This window comes from Candidatus Syntrophocurvum alkaliphilum (assembly GCF_009734445.1).
Taxonomy (GTDB): domain Bacteria; phylum Bacillota; class Syntrophomonadia; order Syntrophomonadales; family Syntrophomonadaceae; genus Syntrophocurvum; species Syntrophocurvum alkaliphilum.
Window position 1 is genome coordinate 115,539 of sequence record NZ_CP046457.1, and the last position, 20,893, is coordinate 136,431.

Annotated in this window: 23 protein-coding genes and 1 pseudogene; 8 read left to right on the forward strand and 16 right to left on the reverse strand. The window is 33.6% G+C overall.

The window, feature by feature from the left end; all coding sequences use genetic code 11:
• The first annotated feature begins 1 nt into the window (after position 1).
• A complete protein-coding gene (locus SYNTR_RS00525; protein WP_156202669.1) occupies positions 2–2,038 on the forward strand; it encodes a thioredoxin domain-containing protein in 2,037 nt (678 codons plus the stop codon).
• A 50-nt stretch (positions 2,039–2,088) separates the two neighbouring features.
• Here the strand turns inward: SYNTR_RS00525 and SYNTR_RS00530 are convergent, their stop codons facing one another.
• Positions 2,089–2,544 carry an RrF2 family transcriptional regulator gene (locus tag SYNTR_RS00530; protein ID WP_156202670.1) on the reverse strand — a complete coding sequence of 152 codons (456 nt, stop codon included), beginning with the start codon at positions 2,542–2,544 and terminating at the stop codon, positions 2,089–2,091.
• Positions 2,545–2,765: 221 nt separating this feature from the next.
• On the opposite strand from SYNTR_RS00530, the gene SYNTR_RS00535 reads away from it, so the two are divergent.
• From SYNTR_RS00535 to SYNTR_RS00555, 5 genes are all read left to right on the forward strand, one after another.
• Complete coding sequence (locus tag SYNTR_RS00535) at positions 2,766–3,176, forward strand: Fur family transcriptional regulator (RefSeq protein ID WP_156202671.1); 411 nt, start codon at positions 2,766–2,768, stop codon at positions 3,174–3,176.
• Between the two features lie 24 nt (positions 3,177–3,200).
• On the forward strand, positions 3,201–4,076 hold the full coding sequence (locus SYNTR_RS00540; protein ID WP_156202672.1) for a metal ABC transporter solute-binding protein, Zn/Mn family: 876 nt from the start codon (positions 3,201–3,203) through the stop codon (positions 4,074–4,076).
• A gap of 31 nt (positions 4,077–4,107) precedes the next feature.
• Positions 4,108–4,887 carry a metal ABC transporter ATP-binding protein gene (locus SYNTR_RS00545; RefSeq protein ID WP_156202673.1) on the forward strand — a complete coding sequence of 260 codons (780 nt, stop codon included), beginning with the start codon at positions 4,108–4,110 and terminating at the stop codon, positions 4,885–4,887.
• Positions 4,888–4,889: 2 nt separating this feature from the next.
• Positions 4,890–5,735, forward strand: a complete 846-nt coding sequence (locus SYNTR_RS00550) for a metal ABC transporter permease (RefSeq protein ID WP_156202674.1) — start codon at positions 4,890–4,892, stop codon at positions 5,733–5,735.
• 105 nt (positions 5,736–5,840) lie between these two features.
• Positions 5,841–6,398, forward strand: coding sequence for a nitroreductase family protein (locus SYNTR_RS00555; RefSeq protein ID WP_197079134.1), 558 nt, complete (start codon positions 5,841–5,843; stop codon positions 6,396–6,398).
• Between the two features lie 103 nt (positions 6,399–6,501).
• On the opposite strand, the gene SYNTR_RS00560 is transcribed toward SYNTR_RS00555, so the two are convergent.
• From SYNTR_RS00560 to SYNTR_RS00600, 9 genes are all read right to left on the reverse strand, one after another.
• Entirely contained in the window at positions 6,502–7,452 is a 951-nt protein-coding gene (locus SYNTR_RS00560; protein WP_156202675.1) for an acetyl-CoA carboxylase carboxyltransferase subunit alpha, read from the reverse strand.
• A gap of 1 nt (position 7,453) precedes the next feature.
• Positions 7,454–8,311, reverse strand: coding sequence for an acetyl-CoA carboxylase, carboxyltransferase subunit beta (gene accD / locus SYNTR_RS00565; RefSeq protein ID WP_156202676.1), 858 nt, complete (start codon positions 8,309–8,311; stop codon positions 7,454–7,456).
• Positions 8,312–8,323: 12 nt separating this feature from the next.
• Positions 8,324–8,752 (reverse strand): 3-hydroxyacyl-ACP dehydratase FabZ, encoded by a 429-nt coding sequence (gene fabZ / locus SYNTR_RS00570; RefSeq protein WP_156202677.1) that lies wholly within the window; start codon positions 8,750–8,752, stop codon positions 8,324–8,326.
• An 11-nt stretch (positions 8,753–8,763) separates the two neighbouring features.
• Positions 8,764–10,008, reverse strand: a complete 1,245-nt coding sequence (gene fabF / locus SYNTR_RS00575; RefSeq protein ID WP_156202678.1) for a beta-ketoacyl-ACP synthase II — start codon at positions 10,006–10,008, stop codon at positions 8,764–8,766.
• A gap of 11 nt (positions 10,009–10,019) precedes the next feature.
• The gene (gene acpP / locus SYNTR_RS00580; RefSeq protein WP_156202679.1) at positions 10,020–10,253 is read right to left on the reverse strand and encodes an acyl carrier protein; all 234 of its coding nucleotides are present in this window, start codon (positions 10,251–10,253) and stop codon (positions 10,020–10,022) included.
• 108 nt (positions 10,254–10,361) lie between these two features.
• The gene (gene fabG / locus SYNTR_RS00585) at positions 10,362–11,105 is read right to left on the reverse strand and encodes a 3-oxoacyl-[acyl-carrier-protein] reductase (protein WP_156202680.1); all 744 of its coding nucleotides are present in this window, start codon (positions 11,103–11,105) and stop codon (positions 10,362–10,364) included.
• Complete coding sequence (gene fabD / locus SYNTR_RS00590; RefSeq protein WP_156202681.1) at positions 11,102–12,025, reverse strand: ACP S-malonyltransferase; 924 nt, start codon at positions 12,023–12,025, stop codon at positions 11,102–11,104. Before fabD ends, fabG begins: the two co-directional genes overlap by 4 nt.
• Positions 12,025–12,966: an enoyl-[acyl-carrier-protein] reductase FabK gene (fabK, locus tag SYNTR_RS00595; protein WP_156202682.1), complete on the reverse strand. Its 942-nt coding sequence runs from the start codon at positions 12,964–12,966 to the stop codon at positions 12,025–12,027. The genes fabD and fabK overlap by 1 nt, the downstream gene beginning before the upstream one ends.
• 1 nt (position 12,967) lies before the next feature.
• On the reverse strand, positions 12,968–13,960 hold the full coding sequence (locus SYNTR_RS00600; protein ID WP_156202683.1) for a beta-ketoacyl-ACP synthase III: 993 nt from the start codon (positions 13,958–13,960) through the stop codon (positions 12,968–12,970).
• Positions 13,961–14,244: 284 nt separating this feature from the next.
• On the opposite strand from SYNTR_RS00600, the gene SYNTR_RS00605 reads away from it, so the two are divergent.
• Both SYNTR_RS00605 and SYNTR_RS00610 read left to right on the forward strand, forming a co-directional pair.
• Entirely contained in the window at positions 14,245–15,330 is a 1,086-nt protein-coding gene (locus tag SYNTR_RS00605) for an NAD(P)H-dependent flavin oxidoreductase (protein WP_156202684.1), read from the forward strand.
• A gap of 329 nt (positions 15,331–15,659) precedes the next feature.
• Positions 15,660–16,592, forward strand: a complete 933-nt coding sequence (locus tag SYNTR_RS00610; RefSeq protein WP_156202685.1) for a peptidoglycan-binding protein — start codon at positions 15,660–15,662, stop codon at positions 16,590–16,592.
• A 54-nt stretch (positions 16,593–16,646) separates the two neighbouring features.
• Here the strand turns inward: SYNTR_RS00610 and SYNTR_RS00615 are convergent, their stop codons facing one another.
• From SYNTR_RS00615 to SYNTR_RS00640, 6 genes and pseudogenes are all read right to left on the reverse strand, one after another.
• Positions 16,647–17,366 (reverse strand): FadR/GntR family transcriptional regulator, encoded by a 720-nt coding sequence (locus tag SYNTR_RS00615; protein WP_156202686.1) that lies wholly within the window; start codon positions 17,364–17,366, stop codon positions 16,647–16,649.
• A 30-nt stretch (positions 17,367–17,396) separates the two neighbouring features.
• Positions 17,397–17,960 (reverse strand): 2-oxoacid:acceptor oxidoreductase family protein, encoded by a 564-nt coding sequence (locus SYNTR_RS00620; protein WP_156202687.1) that lies wholly within the window; start codon positions 17,958–17,960, stop codon positions 17,397–17,399.
• A 26-nt stretch (positions 17,961–17,986) separates the two neighbouring features.
• Positions 17,987–18,735: pseudogene (locus tag SYNTR_RS00625) on the reverse strand (thiamine pyrophosphate-dependent enzyme).
• Entirely contained in the window at positions 18,735–19,796 is a 1,062-nt protein-coding gene (locus SYNTR_RS00630) for a 3-methyl-2-oxobutanoate dehydrogenase subunit VorB (protein WP_156202688.1), read from the reverse strand. The pseudogene SYNTR_RS00625 and the gene SYNTR_RS00630 overlap by 1 nt, the downstream one beginning before the upstream one ends.
• Positions 19,797–19,799: 3 nt before the next feature.
• A complete protein-coding gene (locus SYNTR_RS00635; protein ID WP_156202689.1) occupies positions 19,800–20,006 on the reverse strand; it encodes a 4Fe-4S dicluster domain-containing protein in 207 nt (68 codons plus the stop codon).
• 7 nt (positions 20,007–20,013) lie between these two features.
• Positions 20,014–20,727: a hypothetical protein gene (locus tag SYNTR_RS00640; RefSeq protein ID WP_156202690.1), complete on the reverse strand. Its 714-nt coding sequence runs from the start codon at positions 20,725–20,727 to the stop codon at positions 20,014–20,016.
• Positions 20,728–20,893 lie beyond the last annotated feature (166 nt).

Below are 20,893 nucleotides of genomic sequence, written 5' to 3' on the forward strand. Positions count from 1 at the left end.
TATGAATGAAAAATACAATCGATTAATAAATGAAAAATCACCATATTTACAACAGCATGTTTATAACCCAGTTGATTGGTATCCTTGGACTGAGGAAGCATTTAAAAAGGCTAAGGAAGAAGATAAGCCTATTTTCTTAAGTATTGGATATAGTACTTGTCACTGGTGTCATGTCATGGAAAAAGAGTCATTTGAAGATATGGAAGTTGCTAAAATTTTAAATAAAGATTTCATTTCAATAAAAGTAGATAGAGAAGAAAGACCGGATATAGATCATCTTTACATGACTGTTTGCCAAGGATTAACTGGACATGGAGGGTGGCCTTTAACTATAATTATGTCTCCAAATAAAAAGCCTTTTTTTGCTGCTACATACTTACCCAAGAGCACAAAAGGTAGCATGTCAGGATTAATGGAGATATTACCACATATAGTTAGAGCCTGGAAAACTAAGCGTGACCAAATAGATGAATCTAGTATGAGAATATATGAATGGTTAAGAAATGTAGCTTCTCAAGAGGTTGAGGGTGATATCTCACATGATGTATTTAAAAATGCCTTTATAAAATACGAACAAATTTTTGATAGAGAATATGGTGGGTTTGGAAAATCACCTAAATTTCCTTCACCACATAATCTAATGTTCTTATTAAGATATTATACAATTAAAGGTGAAAATAAAGCACTCGAGATGGTAGATAAAACTCTTAATAGCATGTATGAAGGTGGTTTATATGATCATATAGGATTTGGCTTTTCTAGGTATTCCACTGATAATAAATGGTTGGTTCCACATTTTGAAAAAATGCTCTATGATAATGCGCTGTTAGTGTTAGCTTATTTAGAAGCTTACCAAGTTACAGCAAATGAACGATTTAAGAGATTAGCTACGGAAACACTTAACTATATTTTAAGAGATATGACATCATTAGAGGGAGGGTTTTATTCAGCAGAAGATGCCGATTCAGAAGGGGTTGAAGGGAAGTTTTATGTATGGAAACCCGAAGAAGTAATGTCAGTTCTTGGTGAGGATAAAGCTAAAGATTTTTGTAGTGTTTATGATATAACTGAAGAAGGTAATTTTGAAGGAGCAAATATTCCAAATATAATAAATTCTAAAATAACAGAAGAAAAACGACTAAGTTTAGAAGAAAATAGAGAAAAATTATTTAAGTATCGTAAGCAAAGGATTCACCCACACAAAGACGATAAAATACTAACTTCATGGAATGGTTTGATGATATCAGCCTTTGCTTTAGGAGCACGGGTATTAAATCAGCCGTTATATCTTGAAGCAGCTAAGAATTGTGTTAACTTTATTTTTAATAAGCTTAGGAGAAGTGATGGAAGACTTTTAGCTCGCTATAGAGAAGGGGAAGCTATGTATCCTGCATATGCTACTGACTATAGCTGTTTAATATGGGGGCTTTTAGAGCTGTATGAAACAAGTTTAGAAATCAAATACTTACAAAAAGCTTTAGACTTAAATGAGGATTTAATAAAATATTTTTGGGATAATGAAAAAGGTGGTTTGTTTTTGTATGGTAGTGATGCTGAACAACTATTGACTCGTCCTAAGGAATTATACGATGGAGCAATTCCATCTGATAATTCTATTGCCGCCTTAAACTTCCTTCGTTTAGCTCGACTAACAGGCAATGATTATTTTGAAGAGATGGCATCTAAAATGTTTAAATTATTTGGTGGACGCTTACTTGAAGTCCCTACAGCGCACTCATTTTTATTGATTGCTGGCATGTATTATTTATATCCAACCCGTGAAATAGTTATTGTAGGAAGTAGGGCAGATAAAGATAGTAAAGAAATGTTAAGTATGCTGAATAAAAGCTTTTTGCCTCAAACTGTAGTAATTTTTAAAGACGAGAAAGATTTAAATAATATCAATAATTTAATACCATTTGCTGAGCATATGAAAAAGATAAATGATAAAACTACTGCATATGTTTGTGAGAATTTTACTTGTCATGAGCCCGTAGATAATATTAAACAATTAAAAAGTTTATTAAATCATCAATAAAAAAAGTCCTAGTTGCTGCTTATTTATACAGTTGCTAGGACTTTAAAGCTTTATATATCGTAAATTATAGGCTTGCGAGCTTCTTTGATTTGTTCTGCCTGTAAATATAAATCTTTAAGTGTTGTATTATCTAATATAGAAGCTGTAGCTTTTCTTATATTTTCCCACAAGGTTCTAGTTACACAAATTTCTGCTCTTCCACAAGGCTCAGGACAATCTTCCATTACACAATCAGTAGTTTTTAAAGGGCCTTCTAAACAGCGTATTACATCTCCGGCTGTTATTTCTTCAGGGCTTTTAGCTAGCATATATCCGCCTTTAGCACCTCTAATACTACGAATCAACCCTTCTTTGCGCATTATAGTTACTAATTGTTCTAGATAACCCTCCGACAACTCTTGACGTTCAGCTATTTCATTTAAAGGAACAGGCTTAAAATAATCATAGTTTACTGCTAAATCAACCATAAATCTTAGTCCGTAACGAGAACGAGTTGAGAATTTCAATATTTTTCACCTCATGTATAGTCATGCTAACAATATATTATCAAATGATTGATATTTAAGCACGGTATTTTTTGGCTAAACCCTTATTTATTATGCAGTTAAAATTTATTTCATTTAATATAACAAGTATACACTTGGTTGATTTTGGAGATATTGTAAACAACAATCAAATAACTAAAAATCCTATATAGGAATAGTTATTACATAGGAGGTATATCATAATGTCTTATGTTATGGAAAAAATGGCTGCATTGGGCTATAAAATAACACCTCAGCGGAGAATAATTCTTGATATATTACATCGAAGCAATAAACATCTAACAGCTGATGAGATAACTGAAAGGGTAAAGGCTATAGAGCCAAGTGTTTCTTTAGCTACCGTTTATCGCAATTTAAGCATGCTAGTAGATATACAAATAGTTAGTAAGCTTGATTTACATGAAGGCCCTACTCGTTACGAAATAAATGCAGGTCATAATCACCATTTAGTATGTCTAAATTGTGGAGATGCAGTGAAATTAGGAGTTTGTCCAATAGAAGATCGTATACAAAATATTATTGATGACTGTGGTTTCCAAGTTAATAGTCATCATTTTGAAATTACTGGCCTATGTAAGCAGTGCCAATATTAAAAAGATATGAAGGGAGTTTAATGAATGAAAACAAAAAAATCTATTTTAGCTTTGTTATTAATAGTTGTATTTTTAGCAGCAGGATGTACAGCCTATAGTATTCCTAGTGGGGTAGTAACTGATATGCTAAGTAACGAGGATAAAGAGCTAAATGTTTATGTAAGTGTATTGCCCCAAAAAGACTTTGTCGAGCAAATAGGGGGAGATAAAGTAAATGTTTCGGTACTAATTCCTTCAGGAGCATGTCCAGAGCATTATGAGTTTACTACAGAACAATTAAGAAAAATAAGTAATGCAGATTTATACATAAGTATTGGTAATATTCCGGTTGAGGAGGTATGGCTAGAGAGACTCCAACCTGCAAATAAGGATATGGTTGTTGTAGATTCATCTGAATCAATTGAAACAAAACAAAATGATCCTCATATTTGGTTATCTCCTCGTTTGGTTAAAATACAAGCTGAAAACATATATAGAGCACTTACAGAGATTGATCCTGAAAACAAAAGCTATTACCAACATAACAAAAAAGACTTTTTAAAAGATCTTAACCATCTTGATTCATTTATAGAGCAGACCTTAGCTGATATTAATAACCGTATGTTTGTTGTGTATCATCCTGCATGGAGATATTTTGCATCTGATTACAACCTAGAAGAAGTAGGTATTGAAGAACATGGAAAAGAGCCATGTGCAGGAGATATGTGTACTATTATAGATAAAGCTAAGCTGTTTAATGTAAATGTAATATTTGATTCTCCTCAACATAGCTCTAGAAGTGCCCAAGCTGTAGCTGATGAAATTGGTGCAGAACTAATGATATTAAATCCGTTACCAGTTAATTATATTGAAGATATGAAAGAAGCTACTTTGACTTTAAGAAAAGGTATGACTAAATAAATTTAAACAATAGCTAAGTAAGGGAAGATAAATGATGTATAAAAATTCACATGAAGTAGTAAAAACTGAAGACTTATGGGTTGTTTTAAATGATGTAGTAGTTCTTGAAGGAGTTAATTTATCGGTTAAACAAAATGATTTTTTAGGGATTATTGGACCTAATGGTGGTGGTAAAACAACTCTTATAAAAACTATACTTGGGTTAATTAAACCTAATAGGGGTAAAGTGTACATTTATGATGAAAGCGTACAAAAAAATTTCAAGATGTTAGGCTATGTGCCTCAACATCTTGATTTTGATCGTCGATTTCCCATAACTGTCTGGGAAACTGCATTAATGGGTAGATTAGGACATAAAAAAGGTTTAAAGTTTTCAAAAGAAGATAAAGAAATAGTTAAAGAATCCCTAAATAAAACAGAAATATATCATTTACGTAATAGGCCGATGGGCAAATTATCAGGTGGAGAAAAACAAAGAGTGTTAGTAGCTAGAGCATTAGCTTCTAAACCCCGTATATTAATTCTAGATGAACCTACTGCTAGTGTTGATACTAGATTTGAAACTAATTTTTTTGAGCTCCTATCGGAATTAAATAAAGATATTACTATAATTATGGTATCTCATGACTTAGGAGCACTATCTAAACATGTAGATAAAATAGCTTGTTTAAACAGGCATTTACATTATCACAACTCTAAAGAATTAACACCTGAAATGATAGAAAAAACCTATAATTGTCCAGTTAACCTAATAACACCTAGTGCAACACATAATGTTTTAAGCTCATATAAAGAAGTGGTAGGAGAGTAATTATGGATATATTACAATATGAATTTATGCGCAATGCTTTGTTAGTTGGTATACTTGCTAGTATAGCTTGTGGAATTATAGGGAGCTATGTAGTAGTGAAAAGACTAGTGTTTATAAGTGGAAGTATATCTCATACAGCATATGGTGGTATAGGGCTAGGGTATTTTTTAGGATATAATCCTATGCTAGGAGCTGGAGTATTTACTTTAATATCAGCATTGGCTATGGGAGTTATTAGCCAGAAAACGACTCAAAGAGAAGATACTATAATAGGGATGATGTGGGCGGTAGGAATGGCAATAGGTATAATATTTATTAGCTTATCTAGTGGGTATACTTCAGATTTGATGAGCTATCTTTTCGGTAATATCTTAACAGTACCTTCGAGTGACTTATACTTGGTTATTGCTATGGACTTAATAATAATAGCTGTAGTAGTTTTATTTTTTGAAGAATTAAAGGCCTATGCTTTTGATGAAGAATATGCCAAAGTTTCAGGTGTTAAAACAGAACGTCTAAATCTTGTTTTATTATGCTTGATAGCATTAACTGTTATTGTTATGATGAGGGTGGTTGGGATTATATTAGTAATAGCATTATTAACAATGCCGCCAGCTGTTGCCACACATTATACTTGGAGTCTAAAAAGCTTGATGATTATTTCTGGACTATTGGGAATACTATTTACTACATCTGGTTTAATTATTTCTTATTTTTTTAATATACCTTCTGGTGCAACTATAATATTAGTTGCTGGAGCAGTATTTTTAATTTCTTATCTAACAACATATTTTAAACAAACTGTAGAATTAAGAAATAGCATTAAAGACCATAATATAAATATATAAATTAAAAACATTTATATGTAAAAAATGCCCAAATTATAACTTCAAATATGTTATAATTTATTTAATTAACAAAATAAAACTAATTTTCAATTGGGAGGTTTTATATTGAATACTCTAGAATGTATAAAAACTAGAAGAAGCATTAGAAGATTTACAGATCAACCAATACCAGATGATGTACTAACTCAACTTCTTGAAGCTATACGTTGGTCACCCTCATGGGCTAATACTCAATGTTGGGAAGTAGTAATTGTTAAAGAACAAGCTAGTAAAGAAAAATTGGTAGAATTACTTACTGAAAACAATCCTGCAACTAAAGGGGTTTTACAGGCACCATTAGTTGTTGTTGTATGTGGTAAAAAAGGAATATCTGGGTTTAAAAGAGGCGAGGCGCAAACAGTACAGGGAGATAATTGGTATTTGTTTGATGCTGGAATAGCTTGCCAGAATTTATGCTTAGCTGCTCATTCTCTTGGATTAGGAACAGTTAACATAGGAAGCTTTGATCATAAAAAAACAGGCGAATTTTTAGGATTACCTGAAGACATAGAGCCGGTTGAAATAATTCCCGTAGGTTATCCGGCAAAAGAAGGAAAAGCCCCCCCAAGAAAAGAGTTAAGTGAGTTTGTGCATGTGGAAAAATTTGGTCAAACCTATAAGTAGTTAGTTTAAATTTAATAAGGACTAATTTGCTATAACATTTAATTGTGTTAAACAAATTAGTCCTTTTTTAAAACAAATAATTCATGGACAATCATTTTAATTTTTAATAATTTCCAATAAGTTTTAATTTTTCATATCGTTTTATAGGTAGTGTATTAAAATCTTCTACCATTAAGCTATCTAGATGATTAGTTATACAGTTACGAATTGATGATACAAATTCTTGGTCTTCTAAAATGTTTTCGATTGTAGGTTCTTCAATTATTTCATCAATAATTTCTAGTTCTTTTAAATCGCTTGCTGTTAATTTTAATGAAGCAGCTATTTCAGGAGCTTTACTTATATCTTTAAACAAAATGGAAGCACATGCTTCTGGAGAAGCGATAGAAAAAACTGAATTAGAAAGCATAATGGTTCTATCAGCAACTGAAAGAGCTAAAGCTCCACCACTTCCACCTTCACCTATAAAAACAGAAATAATAGGCACTTTTAAGGAGCTCATACAAAGAAGCGATTGCGAGATAGCCCAAGCCTGCCCACGTTCTTCAGCCTTTTCACCTGGATAAGCTCCAGGAGTATTAATAAAGGTGATTACTGGACGTTTAAATTTTTCAGCTTGCAATAAAAGTCGATTAGCTTTACGAAATCCTTCTGGATGAGGCATCCCGAAATTATATTTTATGTTTTCCTTAGTATTTTTGCCTTTTTGATGACCTATTACCGTAACAGGGGTATTATTAAAATAAGCTAAACCCCCAATTATGGCAGGATCGTCTCCAAAATGTCTATCTCCATGTAATTCTACCCAACCATCAAAAAGTACTTTTATATAATCACTAGTCATAGGCCTATTTAAACTCCTTGATATAACAACTTTTTCCCACGCGGAAAGACTTTTTAAATGTTCTTTCTTTATCTCTTTGAGTTTGTTTTCTAAAGCAGTGATTTCATCAGTACAACTATACTGTAAGTTACTAGAAAGCTTTTTTAGTTCTTCTATTTTTTCTTCAATTAATTGATAAGTTAATTCCAGTTCTGTTCTAGTTTGACCCATTTTATCCCCCTTGATGTAACCATAATAATTGCGAAAGTGTTTGTCGCATTTGTTCACGAGAAACTGCTAGGTCGACCATTCCGTGTTCTAATAAAAACTTAGAGCCTTGAAAATGCTCAGGTAGTTTTTTATTAATAGTTTGGCTTATTACTCTAGGGCCTGTAAATCCGACTTGGGCTCCATGCTCAACTATTATAATATCAGCAAGTGAAGCAAAACTTGCGGTTACTCCACCTGTAGTTGGATGAGTAAGTATAGAAATATAAAGTAAGCCTGCTTCATGCAATCGGTTTAAGGCTGCACTAGTTTTAGCCATTTGCATAAGGGATATTATTCCTTCCTGCATTCTGGCACCACCTGAAGAACAAATTAATATTAAAGGAAGTGAATTATCAATGGCATCCTCTATAGAAAGTAATATTTTTTCACCTACTACTGAGCCCATACTTCCCATTATGAAACGTGTATCCATAGCTCCAATAACAACATCACAGCCACCTATTTGTGCTTTCCCAGTAATTATAGCTTCACTTAAACCAGTTTCTTGTTTAGCTTCATCAAGCTTTTCATTGTAATCAGGAAAATCAAGGATATTTTGGGAACAAAGATTGCTATTAGTTTCCTCAAATGAGTTTGAATCACATAGATAAATTATTCTTTGTAATGCATTTAAAGCAAAGTGGTGTTTACAATTGGGGCAGTGGTGATTATTTTTGCTTTTTTGTGCTTCTGACATTAACACTGAACATTTAGGGCAACAAAAATTACCTTGTGATTCATCTGTTGATACTTTTTTTTCTGCTGATGGAACATCTATATATTTAGTTTTCTTACCTAATGGGTTATTAAACTTGACCATATATATACCTCATTAATTTGATTTTTCCATACCAAACATAAGATCACCTTGACAGATTAATTCATCATCAATTTTGATTTGTGCTGAAAATTTACCAAAGTTTCCTTTAACTCTTACAACATTACTTGTAATAACTAAGCGGTCACCTGGAACAGCTAAACGCTTAAACCTCATGTTATCAACTCCAGCCAAAAAGGCTAGTTTGTCTTGGTATTTTTCTTGACCCAAAAGTGCACAAGCACCAACTTGTGCCATGGACTCTATCATCAGTACTCCAGGCATAATAGGTCTACCGGGAAAATGTCCTGCAAAAAAAGGTTCATTTATAGTCAAATTTTTAATCCCTACCGCTTTTTCACCAGGAACTAATTCTATTATTTTGTCAACGAGAAGAAAAGGATAACGATGTGGAAGTATTTCCATTATTTTATTTATATCCATTTATAACTCCCTTACTGAACAAATTTTTTAATGGCTACAACGGCATTATGCCCTCCAAATCCTAAAGATTGAGAGATAGCTGAAGTAATACTTGTTTGTTTAGATTCATTTTTAACATAATTTAAGTCACATTCTGGATCTGGATTATCTAAATTTAATGTTGGGGGAACTAAATCATTTTTACATGATAAAACAGTAGCAAGTAATTCAATTGCTCCTGCGGCTCCCATCATATGTCCGGTTGCTGCCTTTGTTGAACTTATTGCCATATTATAACTATGTTCTTTAAAAACAGTTTTTATTGCTTTGGTTTCCACAATATCATTGAAATGAGTACCAGTGCCATGAGCATTAATATAATTAACATCTTCTGGATTTAAATTTGCATCATTAAGTGCCATTGTCATAGCACGAGCAGCTCCTTCTCCTTCAGGATCAGGTTGCACCATATGATTCGCATCTGAACTACTGCCATAACCAATTATTTCAGCATAAATTTGTGCACCTCTATTTAAGGCATGTTCCAATTCCTCAATAATAAAAACTGCAGACCCTTCTCCCATAACGAATCCATCTCGGTCAACATCAAAAGGGCGACATGCCTTTTCTGGTTCGTCATTGCGAGTAGATAATGCTTTCATTGAGCAGAACCCTGCAATACTTAAAGGCGTAATAGGTGCTTCAGTACCTCCACATATCATTACATCAACTGAATTGTTTTGAATTAGTTTAAAGGCATCTCCTATTGAATTTGTTGCTGTTGCACATGCAGTTACAGAACAACTGCTTGGGCCTCGAGCTCCAAACATAATAGATATTTGACCTGAAGCCATATTAGGTATAAACATAGGAATAAAAAATGGACTTATACCACCTACTCCTTTTTTTTGCAGTATTGAATGCTGTTTTTCTAAGGCTTCTAAGCCTCCTACACCTGCTCCTACTAAAACACCAGTACGATTTGGGTCGAATTTATCAGAGTTTAGATTAGCGTCTTCTAATGCTAGTCGAGTACCTGCACAAGCATATTGGATAAATAAATCCATTCTTCTAGCTTCTGTTCTTGGCATATATTCTTTCGCATTAAAATCTTTTACTTCGGCTGCAATTTTGGTTGGATAGTCTGTTGTATCAAAGCGCTCAATTAAACCAATCCCAGTTTTTCCTGCAGTTAAATTGCTCCAAAAATCTTTTAAATTGCTTCCAATAGGGCATATGGTTCCTAAGCCAGTGATAACAACTCTACGATTATTCAAATTATCACCTCTTATGATACTTGTCCTTCAATATAATCAACTACGTCTTTTACAGTTTTTAATGTTTCAGCAACATCTTCAGGAATTACGATGTCGTATTTTTCCTCTAATAGCATTATCATTTCTACTACATCTAGAGAATCTGCTTCTAAATCCTCTTCAAATTTAGATTCTAAAAGAATCTTTTCAGTTGGAATATCTTTCACCTCTACTATTACTTCTTTAACTGTTTCAAATATTGACATTGAAAATACCTCCTTAATAATTTTTAATTTAATAAATTTTTACTAATATGAGTATAACCAAGTTTTAATATATTTTAAAATTAAAAAATATTATGTAATCTAATACAACTAAAAAGACAACCCTCCATCTACTTGAATGCTCTGTCCGTTTATATAAGAAGCCTTTGGTGATACTAAAAATGCGACTAAATTTGCAACATCTTCTGGTTTTCCTAACCTACCAACCGGAATCTTCTCTATTAATTTTGAGCTTGCTTCTTCAGGTATATTTTTAGTCATATCACTTTCTATATATCCTGGTGCTACTACATTAGCTGTGATTCCACGGGGACCGTATTCTTTAGCTAGTGAATACGTAAATCCTAGCAATCCGGCTTTAGAAGCAGCATAATGAGATTGCCCCACATTGCCAGATAAACCAACAACAGAAGAAATATTTATAATTCTACCAAATCGCTTTTTCATCATATGCTTTATAACTGCTTTTGTACAGTAAAATGCTGAGGATAAATTAGTATCAATAGTTTCCTTCCATTGCTCTTCAGTCATTCTTAAAAATAGTTGATCTTTTGCTATACCTGCATTATTTACTAATATATCTACACTTCCAAAACTATCAATAGTTTGGGATACCAGTGTTGAAGCTCCCTCGGCTGTAGCTACATTTGCTTCACATAGTAAACCCTTACTACCAGTATTTTCAATTTTCTTTAATACTTCTTTAGCTTGTTCAATATCATTACTATCTTTGTAGTTGACTACTACTTGGTAACCATTAGAAGCTAAATTAATAGCAATAGAACGTCCAATACCTCTTGAACTTCCTGTTACTATTGCAGTTTTTGTGCTCATAATTTACCAATCCTTTCCAATGTCTTTTCAAGAGATTTCAAATTATTAATTTGACCTAAAACTATGTTCTTATCTATTTTTTTAATTAGACCTGAAAGACTAGAACCTGGTCCAATCTCTACAATGTAATCAATATTTTTCATCATATTACGTATACTTTGTTCCCAAAGTACAGGACTATAAAGTTGTTGAGCCAAAATATCTACTAAATCAGAATTAGAATTTGTACTAGCATTAACATTAGAAAAAACCATAGTTGATGATTCTTTAAATTTAACTGTATTTAACTCTGCTTTAAAATCTTCTGAGCATTGTTTCATCAAGGGGCTGTGTGAAGGAACACTTATGCTTAGTGGCCTAATTCTACCCCCATTATCTTTGAGTAAGCTTGATACTTCGTCAATAGCTTCTTTTTCGCCAGATAAAACCAGTTGTTTTGGACAATTATAATTAGCAATTTGAACTATGCCTGTAGTATTATTACAAGCTTCTTCAACTATATTGATATCTAAACCCATAACAGCAGCCATTGCTCCTTTTCCTTCTGGTACAGCTTTTTGCATTAATTGAGCCCTTTTCATTACAAGTGGTAAAGCTTCTTCAATAGTTAAAGAGCCGGAAGCTACTAGAGCAGTGTATTCTCCTAAACTAAGTCCAGCCATTGCCTGAGCTGATAATCCATGTTTTTGAGCCACAGCTAAACAAGCTAGGCTGGTCACAAGAATTGCTGGTTGTGAATACTCAGTTTGGTCTAATAATTCTTGTGGTCCATCAAAACATATAGAACTAATCTTATAAGGAGCTAATTTATCTGCTTCTGTATATATTTTTGCAGCTTCTTCAAAATTATCAGCAAGTTCTTTTCCCATACCTGTAACTTGTGAACCTTGTCCTGGAAAAACAAACCCTAATTTTACCATTAAAATTCACCTAATTTCGTTAATAATTCTTTACTTTCTTGAATTATCTCTTTTACAACCTCTGAACTTGGCTGTATTTCTTTTACTAAAGCTGAAATTTGGCCTGCTAGAATAGAACCTTGTTCTACATCTCCGTCAACTGCAGCAAGAGGATATCTACCTTTTCCAAGGGTTTGTAGTTCTTCTTTACCTATGCCATCTTTTTCAGCTTTTATAAATTCTCTACTAAAATTATTTTGTATTGCTCTTACAGGATGACCAGTACCTTGACCACATATTACTGTAGAGCGATCTTTAGCTTTAATAACTTTATTTTGATAAGCTTGGTGTACCTTTGCTTCTGGTGTACATATAAAACGTGTACCTATTTGTACACCTTGAGCTCCTAGTGCTAAAGCAGCTACTAAACCTCTTGCATCAAAGATACCACCAGCGGCAATAATAGGAATTTTAACCTCATCAGCTACCATTGGAACCAAACACATGGTACTCATTTCGCCTATATGTCCACCTGATTCTGCTCCCTCAACTATCAATGCATCAGCTCCTAAGCGTTCAAGGCGTCGAGCAAGTGCTACTGAAGCTACAACAGGTATAACTTTAATTCCTGCTTCTTTAAATGTTTTCATATATAATCCAGGATTTCCGCCACCTGTAGTAACAACAGGTATTTTTTCTTCAATAGTAAGCTGTAAATTTTCTTCTAGATAAGGACTAGTTAGCATTAGATTTACTCCAAAATTTTTGGAAGTAGATTCTCGAGCAACTTTTATTTCCTCTTTTAACCAAGAAGCTGGTGTATTTCCACTACCGATAATTCCAAGACCACCTGCTTCTGATACTGCTCCAGCAAGGCGTCCGCCGGCAATCCAGGCCATTCCACCTTGTAAAATTGGATATTGAATGTTAAGTAAATCACAAACCTTTGTATTTAATTGCATTTTAATTACCCCTCCAGCGAAGCAGTGTACCCCCATAAGTTAGTCCAGCTCCAAAACCAACCAATAAGAGTATATCACCTTTTTTTATAAGCTGCCTTTCTTCTGCTTCCGCAAGTGCTACTGGTATTGAAGCAGCAGACATATTAGCACAGCGATCAATATTTATAAATGTTTTGTGTTCAGGTATATTTATTCGCTTCATAGCAGTTTTGATAATCCTAATATTAGCTTGATGAGGAATGAAAAGATCTACTTGCTCAGGTTTTAAATTTGCCATATCCAATAACTTTGTACTTACATCAACCATTACTTTAGTAGCAAAGCGAAATACTTCATTCCCATTCATTTTCATATAGTGAAGTCGGTCATTTATCGTTTCATTGCTTGCGGGCAAAGCTGAACCGCCTGCAGGAAGGTGTAACAGACCATGACCGCTACCATCGGAACCTATGTAACTTTGTAAAATACTATTATCATCTGTACCTTTAGATTTTCCAATTACTGCAGCACCAGCTCCATCCCCAAATAAAATACTTACATTTCTTTCCGTATAGTCTAAAACTTTGGATAAAGCTTCTGCTCCAATAATTAATATGTATGAATGATCTGGTGATGATAAAAACTTTTCGGCAACTGTTAATGCATATATAAATCCAGTACACGCTGCACTTAGATCAAATGCTGCTGCATTAGATGCCCCTAAGCGATCCTGTAAAATACAAGCAGTAGAAGGAAAAAGCTTATCTGGTGTAGCCGTTGCACAGATAATTAAATCCAACTGCATAGGATCAACATTTGCTTTTGATAAAGCATTCTGAGCAGCTAAAAATGCTAAGTCAGATGTAGCTTGATTATCATCAGCAATTCTTCGTTCATGAATTCCTGTTCTCTCAACTATCCAGGATTCACTTGTATCTAACATTTTTTCTAAATCTTTATTATTTAGTATTTTATCAGGTAAATGGTAACCTATACCTAAGATTTCAGCTCCCATCAGAACCTCCACCCTCCAATTTATTGGGTTTTTAAAAAAACTTCCAAATTATAACATATTTGACTTTGAACGTTACCCTTTATTTTTACACGAGACATAATACCATGTCAACAAATTTTCAGAATATTTTGCTTATTAGGGCAATTGAGATATAAAAAGGAAATGGGCGAAAAATAACAAAAAAACTAATTAAAAAGGTTAAAAAAATACAGTATTATTTGTTATTTATTATTGAATTTGTTATTATTTTAAGGAATGTAAAGACTTTGAAAAGGGGATATAGTATGAATTTTTTAGAAGGACTAAAAATAGGAGATATAAAAACAAAAATTCCAATTGTACAAGGAGGAATGGGGGTAGGGATTTCTTTATCTGGTTTAGCTTCCGCTGTAGCTAAAGAAGGAGGAATTGGGGTAATTGCAGCAGCAGGAATAGGGATGCTTGAACCTGATGGACATTCAAATTATATTGAAGCTAGTATAAGACGTCTTAGAAGTGAAATACGCAAAGCTAGAGAAATCTCTGATGGAGTCATTGGAGTTAATATTATGGTAGCCTTATCTAACTTTTCTGATATGGTAAAAACCTCCATAGAGGAAGAGGTAGATGTAATTTTTGCAGGTGGCGGACTTCCACTTACTCTTCCACAATATTTAAAGGGAAGTACAGGTAAAACTAAACTAGTGCCTATAATATCCACAGCACGAGTTGCAAGTCTTATTTGTAAAAGATGGGTAGAAAAGTATGATTATCTCCCAGATGCCATAGTGGTTGAGGGGCCAGAAGCTGGTGGTCATCTAGGGTTTAAACAAGAGGAAATTGATAACCCTAACTATAGCCTTGAAAAATTAGTTCCTGAAGTTGTAAAAGATGTTAAGAATTACGAAGAGAAATATAACAAATCTATTCCAGTAATAGCTGCTGGAGGGATTTATTCCGGAGAAGATATTGCAAAGGTATTACAATTAGGTGCTTCTGGTGTACAAATGGCCACTAGATTCGTAACTACACACGAATGTGATGCAGCTACCGAGTTTAAAGAAGCTTACATAAACAGTACAGAAAATGATACTGTAATTATTAAAAGTCCAGTAGGAATGCCTGGAAGAGCTTTAACAAATAAATTTATTGAGGATGTCAATAAAGGAGTGAAAACACCTTTCAAGTGTCCATATCACTGTATTAAAACATGTGACTACCAAAATAGTCCTTATTGTATAGCTATAACTTTGATTAATGCCCAAAGAGGAAAATTTAAATATGGATTTGCATTTGCAGGAAAAAATGCTTACAAAACTAATGAAATAATATCAGTTAAAGAATTAATGGAAAATCTTGTTAGTGAGTATAAAAATGCTGTAAGTCAATAATAATCAGCAAGGGCTTTTAACAAAGATTATCTAGTTTTAATAAAAAAGGCATGTATTTTAATGTAAGAGCATGGATTATGCATTTTTACATTAAAAATACATGCCTTTTTTAGTTCATTTATTTAAATTTAATAATATTAATTTGTTGTAACTATTTTTTGCAGTTGAATTAAATGGATATTTTTAACTTAGAAAAAATTACTAATTTTATTTAGCAATATTTAATTCTACTTTTTTGATTTTATATATATTTATAATTAATTAAATATTTTTCATTCTAAGGGGTAAAATATTTAAAGTGATTATTGCAATTATAAAAGGAGGTCAACATGGCTCGTTTAATAACTGCTATAACAATAGCTATATTATGTACATTCATTTTTATAAATGACAGTCATGCTCAAGCAATTGATAGAACAGATTTTCCAGTACTTTCAATAGCAGAACCAGCAATGCAAGGTGATGCTGTATTGTTATTACAAGAAAGGCTAAGTGAGCTTGGTCACGATATTAAACCAACTAGTGTTTTTGATAGTAAAACAAAGGAAAGAGTTAAACTTTTTCAAATAGCTAACTCAATAGAAGCTGATGGTATAGTAACTCAAGAAGTTTGGGAATTAATGTTTGAAAAATCAATGCAACCAAGTGCTGTAATAGCCAGTGATAATATTGAAGAAGAACAAGCAAAAATGCTAATTGAGATTGATACAGTTCATAAAACATTAACAGTTTATAAGAATGGAGAATTTTTTAAAAAATATCCATGTGCAGTAGGAAAAAGCAAGACTCCATCACCCCTTGGAGAATGGAAAATAGTACACAAAGGATTAAACTGGGGAAGCGGATTTGGAACTAGATGGATGGGCTTAAATGTCCCCTGGGGCATATATGGAATTCATGGTACCAATAAACCAGGCTCAATAGGAACAGCTGCATCACATGGTTGTATTCGTATGTTTAATCGAGATGTAGAAGAATTATATCCACAAATACCTTATGGTACAAGAGTTAGAATAGTAGAAGATGGCAAACTTTTTCCTGGAGATTTTAAGCCTAGGAAACTAACTAAGAAAATGTCAGGTCAAGATGTGGTTTACGTTCAAAGTCAATTAAAAGAATTAGGATATGTATTTGATAATGCTGATGGCAGATTTGGAAACATGACAGAATTCACAGTAAAATACTATCAAGCATGGAATGGATTAGATATAACAGGCGAAGTAACAGAAGAAATGTATCGTTCAATGGGAATGATAGACTGAGACAAGGTGACGCCAGACCGAGACAAAGGGGACGGTCTGGCGTCACCTTGTCTCTTATTTATCTAAATTTATATCAAGTTGAATTCCGGATTCTATGTTGTTAATATGTTCTAACATTTTTTGTCTTGCTTTTTCGGCTTTTCTTTCTTTAATAGCTTGAAGTATTTCATGGTGTTCACTAATTATTTTTGGTGCATGTCCTTGTTTGGCATATAGTTTTTCTCTGTTGGTTCTAAAAGTATTGTGCATTAAATCAGCAATTGTATTCATCATTCTTAAGAGAATAGTGTTTTGTGTTGCCTCTGCAATAGCAAAATGAAATCGCAAATCGAAAGCTACAGCTTCAGTAACAGTTTTTGCTGATTTCATTTTTTCAAGACTATCAGAAATATTTTTTAAGTTTTCTTCAGTTGCTCTTGTAGCCGCTAAAGCAGCACATTCTGTTTCTAAAACTCGGCGGACTTCCATCATTTGAGCACCTGGATTTTGTTCTACAGCAAGTACTAATGCAAGTGGACCAAATGTTTCAGAATTACTTGTTTGTCTTACAAAAGTACCTTCTCCAGGTCTTATATCAAGAATGCCTATAGCTTCAAGTGAGGTTAAAGCTTCTCTAACTGAAGCACGACTTACACCCAGAGATTCAACCATTTCTCGTTCTGATGGCAGTTTATCCCCAGGTCTAAGTTGCCCCATGGTTATCATAGCTTTTAACTGTTCAACTATCTCTTCATAGATTTTTTTGGTTTTTATAGGTTTAAAGCTTATGATCAAACACCTGCTTTATGTTATATTTGGGATCATTTAAACAGCTATGTTTTTTTCTTTGAATTCTTTTACATACTTCATTCCTGCTTCTATAGTTGCCATGTTAAGAGGCATTTTGTCAAGATATTTTCCTTTAAATGTCTTAATGAGATAATCATGAATGTTTTCATTATTAATTATATTATTAAGATGAAGTAATGCACCTAGCATAACCATATTTGAACCACGAGCAAGCCCAGCTTCTGAAGCTAATTCTTGTGTAGGAATCATCAAAGATGTTATATCATTTCTTTCAACTTCTCTCTTAACAAGAGATTTATTCACTAGTAAAAGTCCACCTTTTTTTACCTTTGGTTCAAATTTTTCTAAAGATGGATGATTCATTGCTACTACTATTTCTGGATAAGCAACAACAGGAGAACTAATTTCCTTATCAGAAATTATAACAGTACAGTTTGCTGTACCTCCTCGCATTTCTGCACCATATGCTGGTACATAAGAAACCTTTTTCTTTTCACTCATTCCAGCATTAGCTAAAAACAATCCCATTGTTAGAACGCCTTGACCACCAAAACCAGCAAAAGTAATTTCTTTTTTCATACTTTTCACCTCTTATTTATTACATATTATTTATTTTCTTTCGCTGGGATTTTAAATTCTCCCAGAGGGTATACAGGTACCATGTTTTCTTCAACATGTTTAATTGCCTTTAATGGGTTCATGCCCCAGTTAGTAGGGCAAGTTGATAATATTTCAACCATACTAAATCCTAGTCCAGCCATTTGTGCTTCAAAGGCTTTTTTAATAGCTCTTTTGGTTTTTGTAACTTGAGCAGGACTATATACTGCTGTACGTGCAATATATGCTGAACCATCTACTGTAGCTAACATTTCAGCAGCTTTGAGTGGGTATCCAGCTTGCTCACGAGTTCTACCTCTAGGTGTAGTTGTAGTTACCTGACCCATTAAAGTAGTTGGGGCCATTTGACCACCAGTCATACCATAAACAGTTTTATTACAAATATTATAGTTATGTTCTCACCTCTAACTGCAGAGTGAACCATTTCAGTTGTGCCTATTGCGGCAAGGTCACCATCACCTTGATAGGTGAAAACTAATTTATCAGGATGAACTCTTTTTACACCAGTTGCTACTGCAGGGGCTCTGCCATGAGAGGGTCCAATGCCATCAAAATTAAAATAATTATATGAAAATACTCCACAACCAACAGAGCCTACACCAATAGTTGTTTTTTGCATTCCCATTTCTTCTACTACTTCGGCACATAAACGATGTATTATTCCATGATTGCAGCCAGGACAAAAGTGCCATGGTCTGTCTATTAATGTGGATGGTCTCTTATATCCTTTTGCCATTACTTTAGCACCTCCCCGGCTTGTTTCTTAATAAATTCAAATATTTCGTCAGGAGTAGGTACCTGACCTATACGATTAAATAATTCAATAGGTATTTGATTACCTAATGTTAATCGAACATCTTCAATCATTTGACCCATATTTATTTCAGAACTAATTACAAGCTTTGCATTTTTAGCAGCATTTTTTAATGCTTCATCAGGAAATGGCCAAAGAGTAATAGGTCTAAATAGCCCTGCTTTTATACCATTTTCGCGTGCCATTTCTACTGCTGCCTTTGTAACTCTGCTAGCAATGCCAAAAGAAACTAATAATATCTCCGCATCTTCTGTAAAGAAATCTTGTGATCTTTTTTCTTCTTGCTCAATTACCTGATATTTATCAAAAAGCATATTACAATGATCTTCTAATTGCTCAGTTGGCAAATAGAGAGTATGAACAATATTAGGTTTATCTCTATCTCCCATACCTGTAGTTGCCCAAGGTCTATCTATTGGAACAGGCTTTATTTCAGGTATTACCACAGGCTCCATCATTTGCCCAAGCATACCATCTCCAAATAAAACTACAGGTGTACGATATTTTTCTGCTAACTCAAATGATAGTATAGTAAAATCTATAAGTTCTTGTACTGAAGATGGAGCTAGCACTATTAGTTTATAATCTCCGTGACCTCCACCTTTAACTGACTGGGTATAATCAGCTTGTGAAGGATGTATTCCACCTAAACCCGGAGCACCTCTCATTATGTTTACAATTACTGCTGGCAATTGTGCAGAAGCTATATAGGAAATACCCTCTTGCATTAATGATATACCGGGACTTGATGATGCAGTCATAACTCTTGCTCCAGCAGATGCTGCGCCAAATACCATATTTATAGCAGATATTTCACTTTCTGCTTGAACATAAGATCCACCTTCTTCAGGAAGTCTACGTCCTAAGTGTTCAAGTACTTCAGTTTGTGGTGTAATTGGATATCCAAAGAAGTAACGACAGTTAGCCTTTATGGCAGCTTCGCCGATAGCTTCATTTCCTTTCATCAATACTAATTCACTCATTTGTTAATCCCCCTCTACCTCAATAATTACATCTGGACACATCAATGCACATATAGCACATCCATTGCATAACTCCATGTCTTCAACAACAGGGAAATTATAACCCAGACTATTCATTTCATCACTTAGGGAGATAATTTTCTTTGCACAGTACTCTACACAAAGCCCGCAACCTTTACAGCGTTCAATTTGAAATTTTACTTTTGCCACTAGACTTCTAATCCTCCTTTAACTGTTTCACTAACCATTGTGGTGATAAATATATTTCTATGGGCTTTATATCAATATCCATTCTATCTAATTCACTAGAATGTTTTTTATAAAGCTCCTTAAAAATAGCTAATTCATATACTGGTAAATTAAAATTTTTTCCAGCGTCTATTACTACTTGGTGTTTATCTAAAATCTGCTCTAGTTTAGTACCTGGTCCTATATTAGGGTTGCTTATTAGACCATGAATCTTTAATCTAGATGAGTACTCAATATCAACTATCATTTGCTCTATACCTTTTATATCCTTAGTAAAAGGCCTAAATGGATTAACAACCATAAGCATAAGGTGCTCAATTCTGCTAATATCCTCACAATAACTGGCTAATGCAGTAGCTCCCATATCATCTCCACCAACATCCAGTATTAACCGGTTATCAGTATTTTTTATTGTTTCCCTAACACCGGGACCGGCAATAGGTAGATCTGAAAAGAAAACATCATCAGAGGGAACTAAAGCGTTAACTCCATGTTTTGCAAGTAAATCTTTAGCCTCTCGACTTCTAAAATAGGCATTTACCAAATCTAAATCCACTATTGTAGTTTGCAGATCATCTATAGATGCACTTTCAAGCGCTAGGTTTATTGCATACTCACTTTTACCACTACCAAAACCACCTGTTATGATAATTGCTCTGTTGTTGGCTAAAACTGAATGCATTCTTGACCTCACTTTCAACTAAATAGATGTCCTGATGGTCAGACCACCTATGACAAATTTTTATTCGCTATTTATTAATAAATTCCTCTTTTTTTCAAGACAATTTATAAAAATCATTATTGTTATTTTAAATGAAATATGACCGTTTGTGTTAAACTAATTACGA

Excerpts from the sequence above, each read along its gene's own strand:
- fabK (WP_156202682.1), bottom strand. The coding sequence starts at position 12,966 with ATGCAATTAAATACAAAGGTTTGTGATTTACTTAACATTCAATATCCA.
- SYNTR_RS00550 (WP_156202674.1), top strand. The coding sequence starts at position 4,890 with ATGGATATATTACAATATGAATTTATGCGCAATGCTTTGTTAGTTGGT.
- SYNTR_RS00525 (WP_156202669.1), top strand. The coding sequence starts at position 2 with ATGAATGAAAAATACAATCGATTAATAAATGAAAAATCACCATATTTA.
- SYNTR_RS00535 (WP_156202671.1), top strand. The coding sequence starts at position 2,766 with ATGTCTTATGTTATGGAAAAAATGGCTGCATTGGGCTATAAAATAACA.
- fabZ (WP_156202677.1), bottom strand. The coding sequence starts at position 8,752 with ATGGATATAAATAAAATAATGGAAATACTTCCACATCGTTATCCTTTT.
- SYNTR_RS00610 (WP_156202685.1), top strand. The coding sequence starts at position 15,660 with ATGGCTCGTTTAATAACTGCTATAACAATAGCTATATTATGTACATTC.
- SYNTR_RS00620 (WP_156202687.1), bottom strand. The coding sequence starts at position 17,960 with ATGAAAAAAGAAATTACTTTTGCTGGTTTTGGTGGTCAAGGCGTTCTA.
- fabD (WP_156202681.1), bottom strand. The coding sequence starts at position 12,025 with ATGGTAAAATTAGGGTTTGTTTTTCCAGGACAAGGTTCACAAGTTACA.
- SYNTR_RS00545 (WP_156202673.1), top strand. The coding sequence starts at position 4,108 with ATGATGTATAAAAATTCACATGAAGTAGTAAAAACTGAAGACTTATGG.
- SYNTR_RS00630 (WP_156202688.1), bottom strand. The coding sequence starts at position 19,796 with ATGAGTGAATTAGTATTGATGAAAGGAAATGAAGCTATCGGCGAAGCT.
- SYNTR_RS00560 (WP_156202675.1), bottom strand. The coding sequence starts at position 7,452 with ATGGGTCAAACTAGAACAGAACTGGAATTAACTTATCAATTAATTGAA.
- accD (WP_156202676.1), bottom strand. The coding sequence starts at position 8,311 with ATGGTCAAGTTTAATAACCCATTAGGTAAGAAAACTAAATATATAGAT.
- SYNTR_RS00540 (WP_156202672.1), top strand. The coding sequence starts at position 3,201 with ATGAAAACAAAAAAATCTATTTTAGCTTTGTTATTAATAGTTGTATTT.
- SYNTR_RS00640 (WP_156202690.1), bottom strand. The coding sequence starts at position 20,727 with ATGCATTCAGTTTTAGCCAACAACAGAGCAATTATCATAACAGGTGGT.
- fabG (WP_156202680.1), bottom strand. The coding sequence starts at position 11,105 with ATGAGCACAAAAACTGCAATAGTAACAGGAAGTTCAAGAGGTATTGGA.
- SYNTR_RS00605 (WP_156202684.1), top strand. The coding sequence starts at position 14,245 with ATGAATTTTTTAGAAGGACTAAAAATAGGAGATATAAAAACAAAAATT.
- SYNTR_RS00600 (WP_156202683.1), bottom strand. The coding sequence starts at position 13,960 with ATGGGAGCTGAAATCTTAGGTATAGGTTACCATTTACCTGATAAAATA.
- acpP (WP_156202679.1), bottom strand. The coding sequence starts at position 10,253 with ATGTCAATATTTGAAACAGTTAAAGAAGTAATAGTAGAGGTGAAAGAT.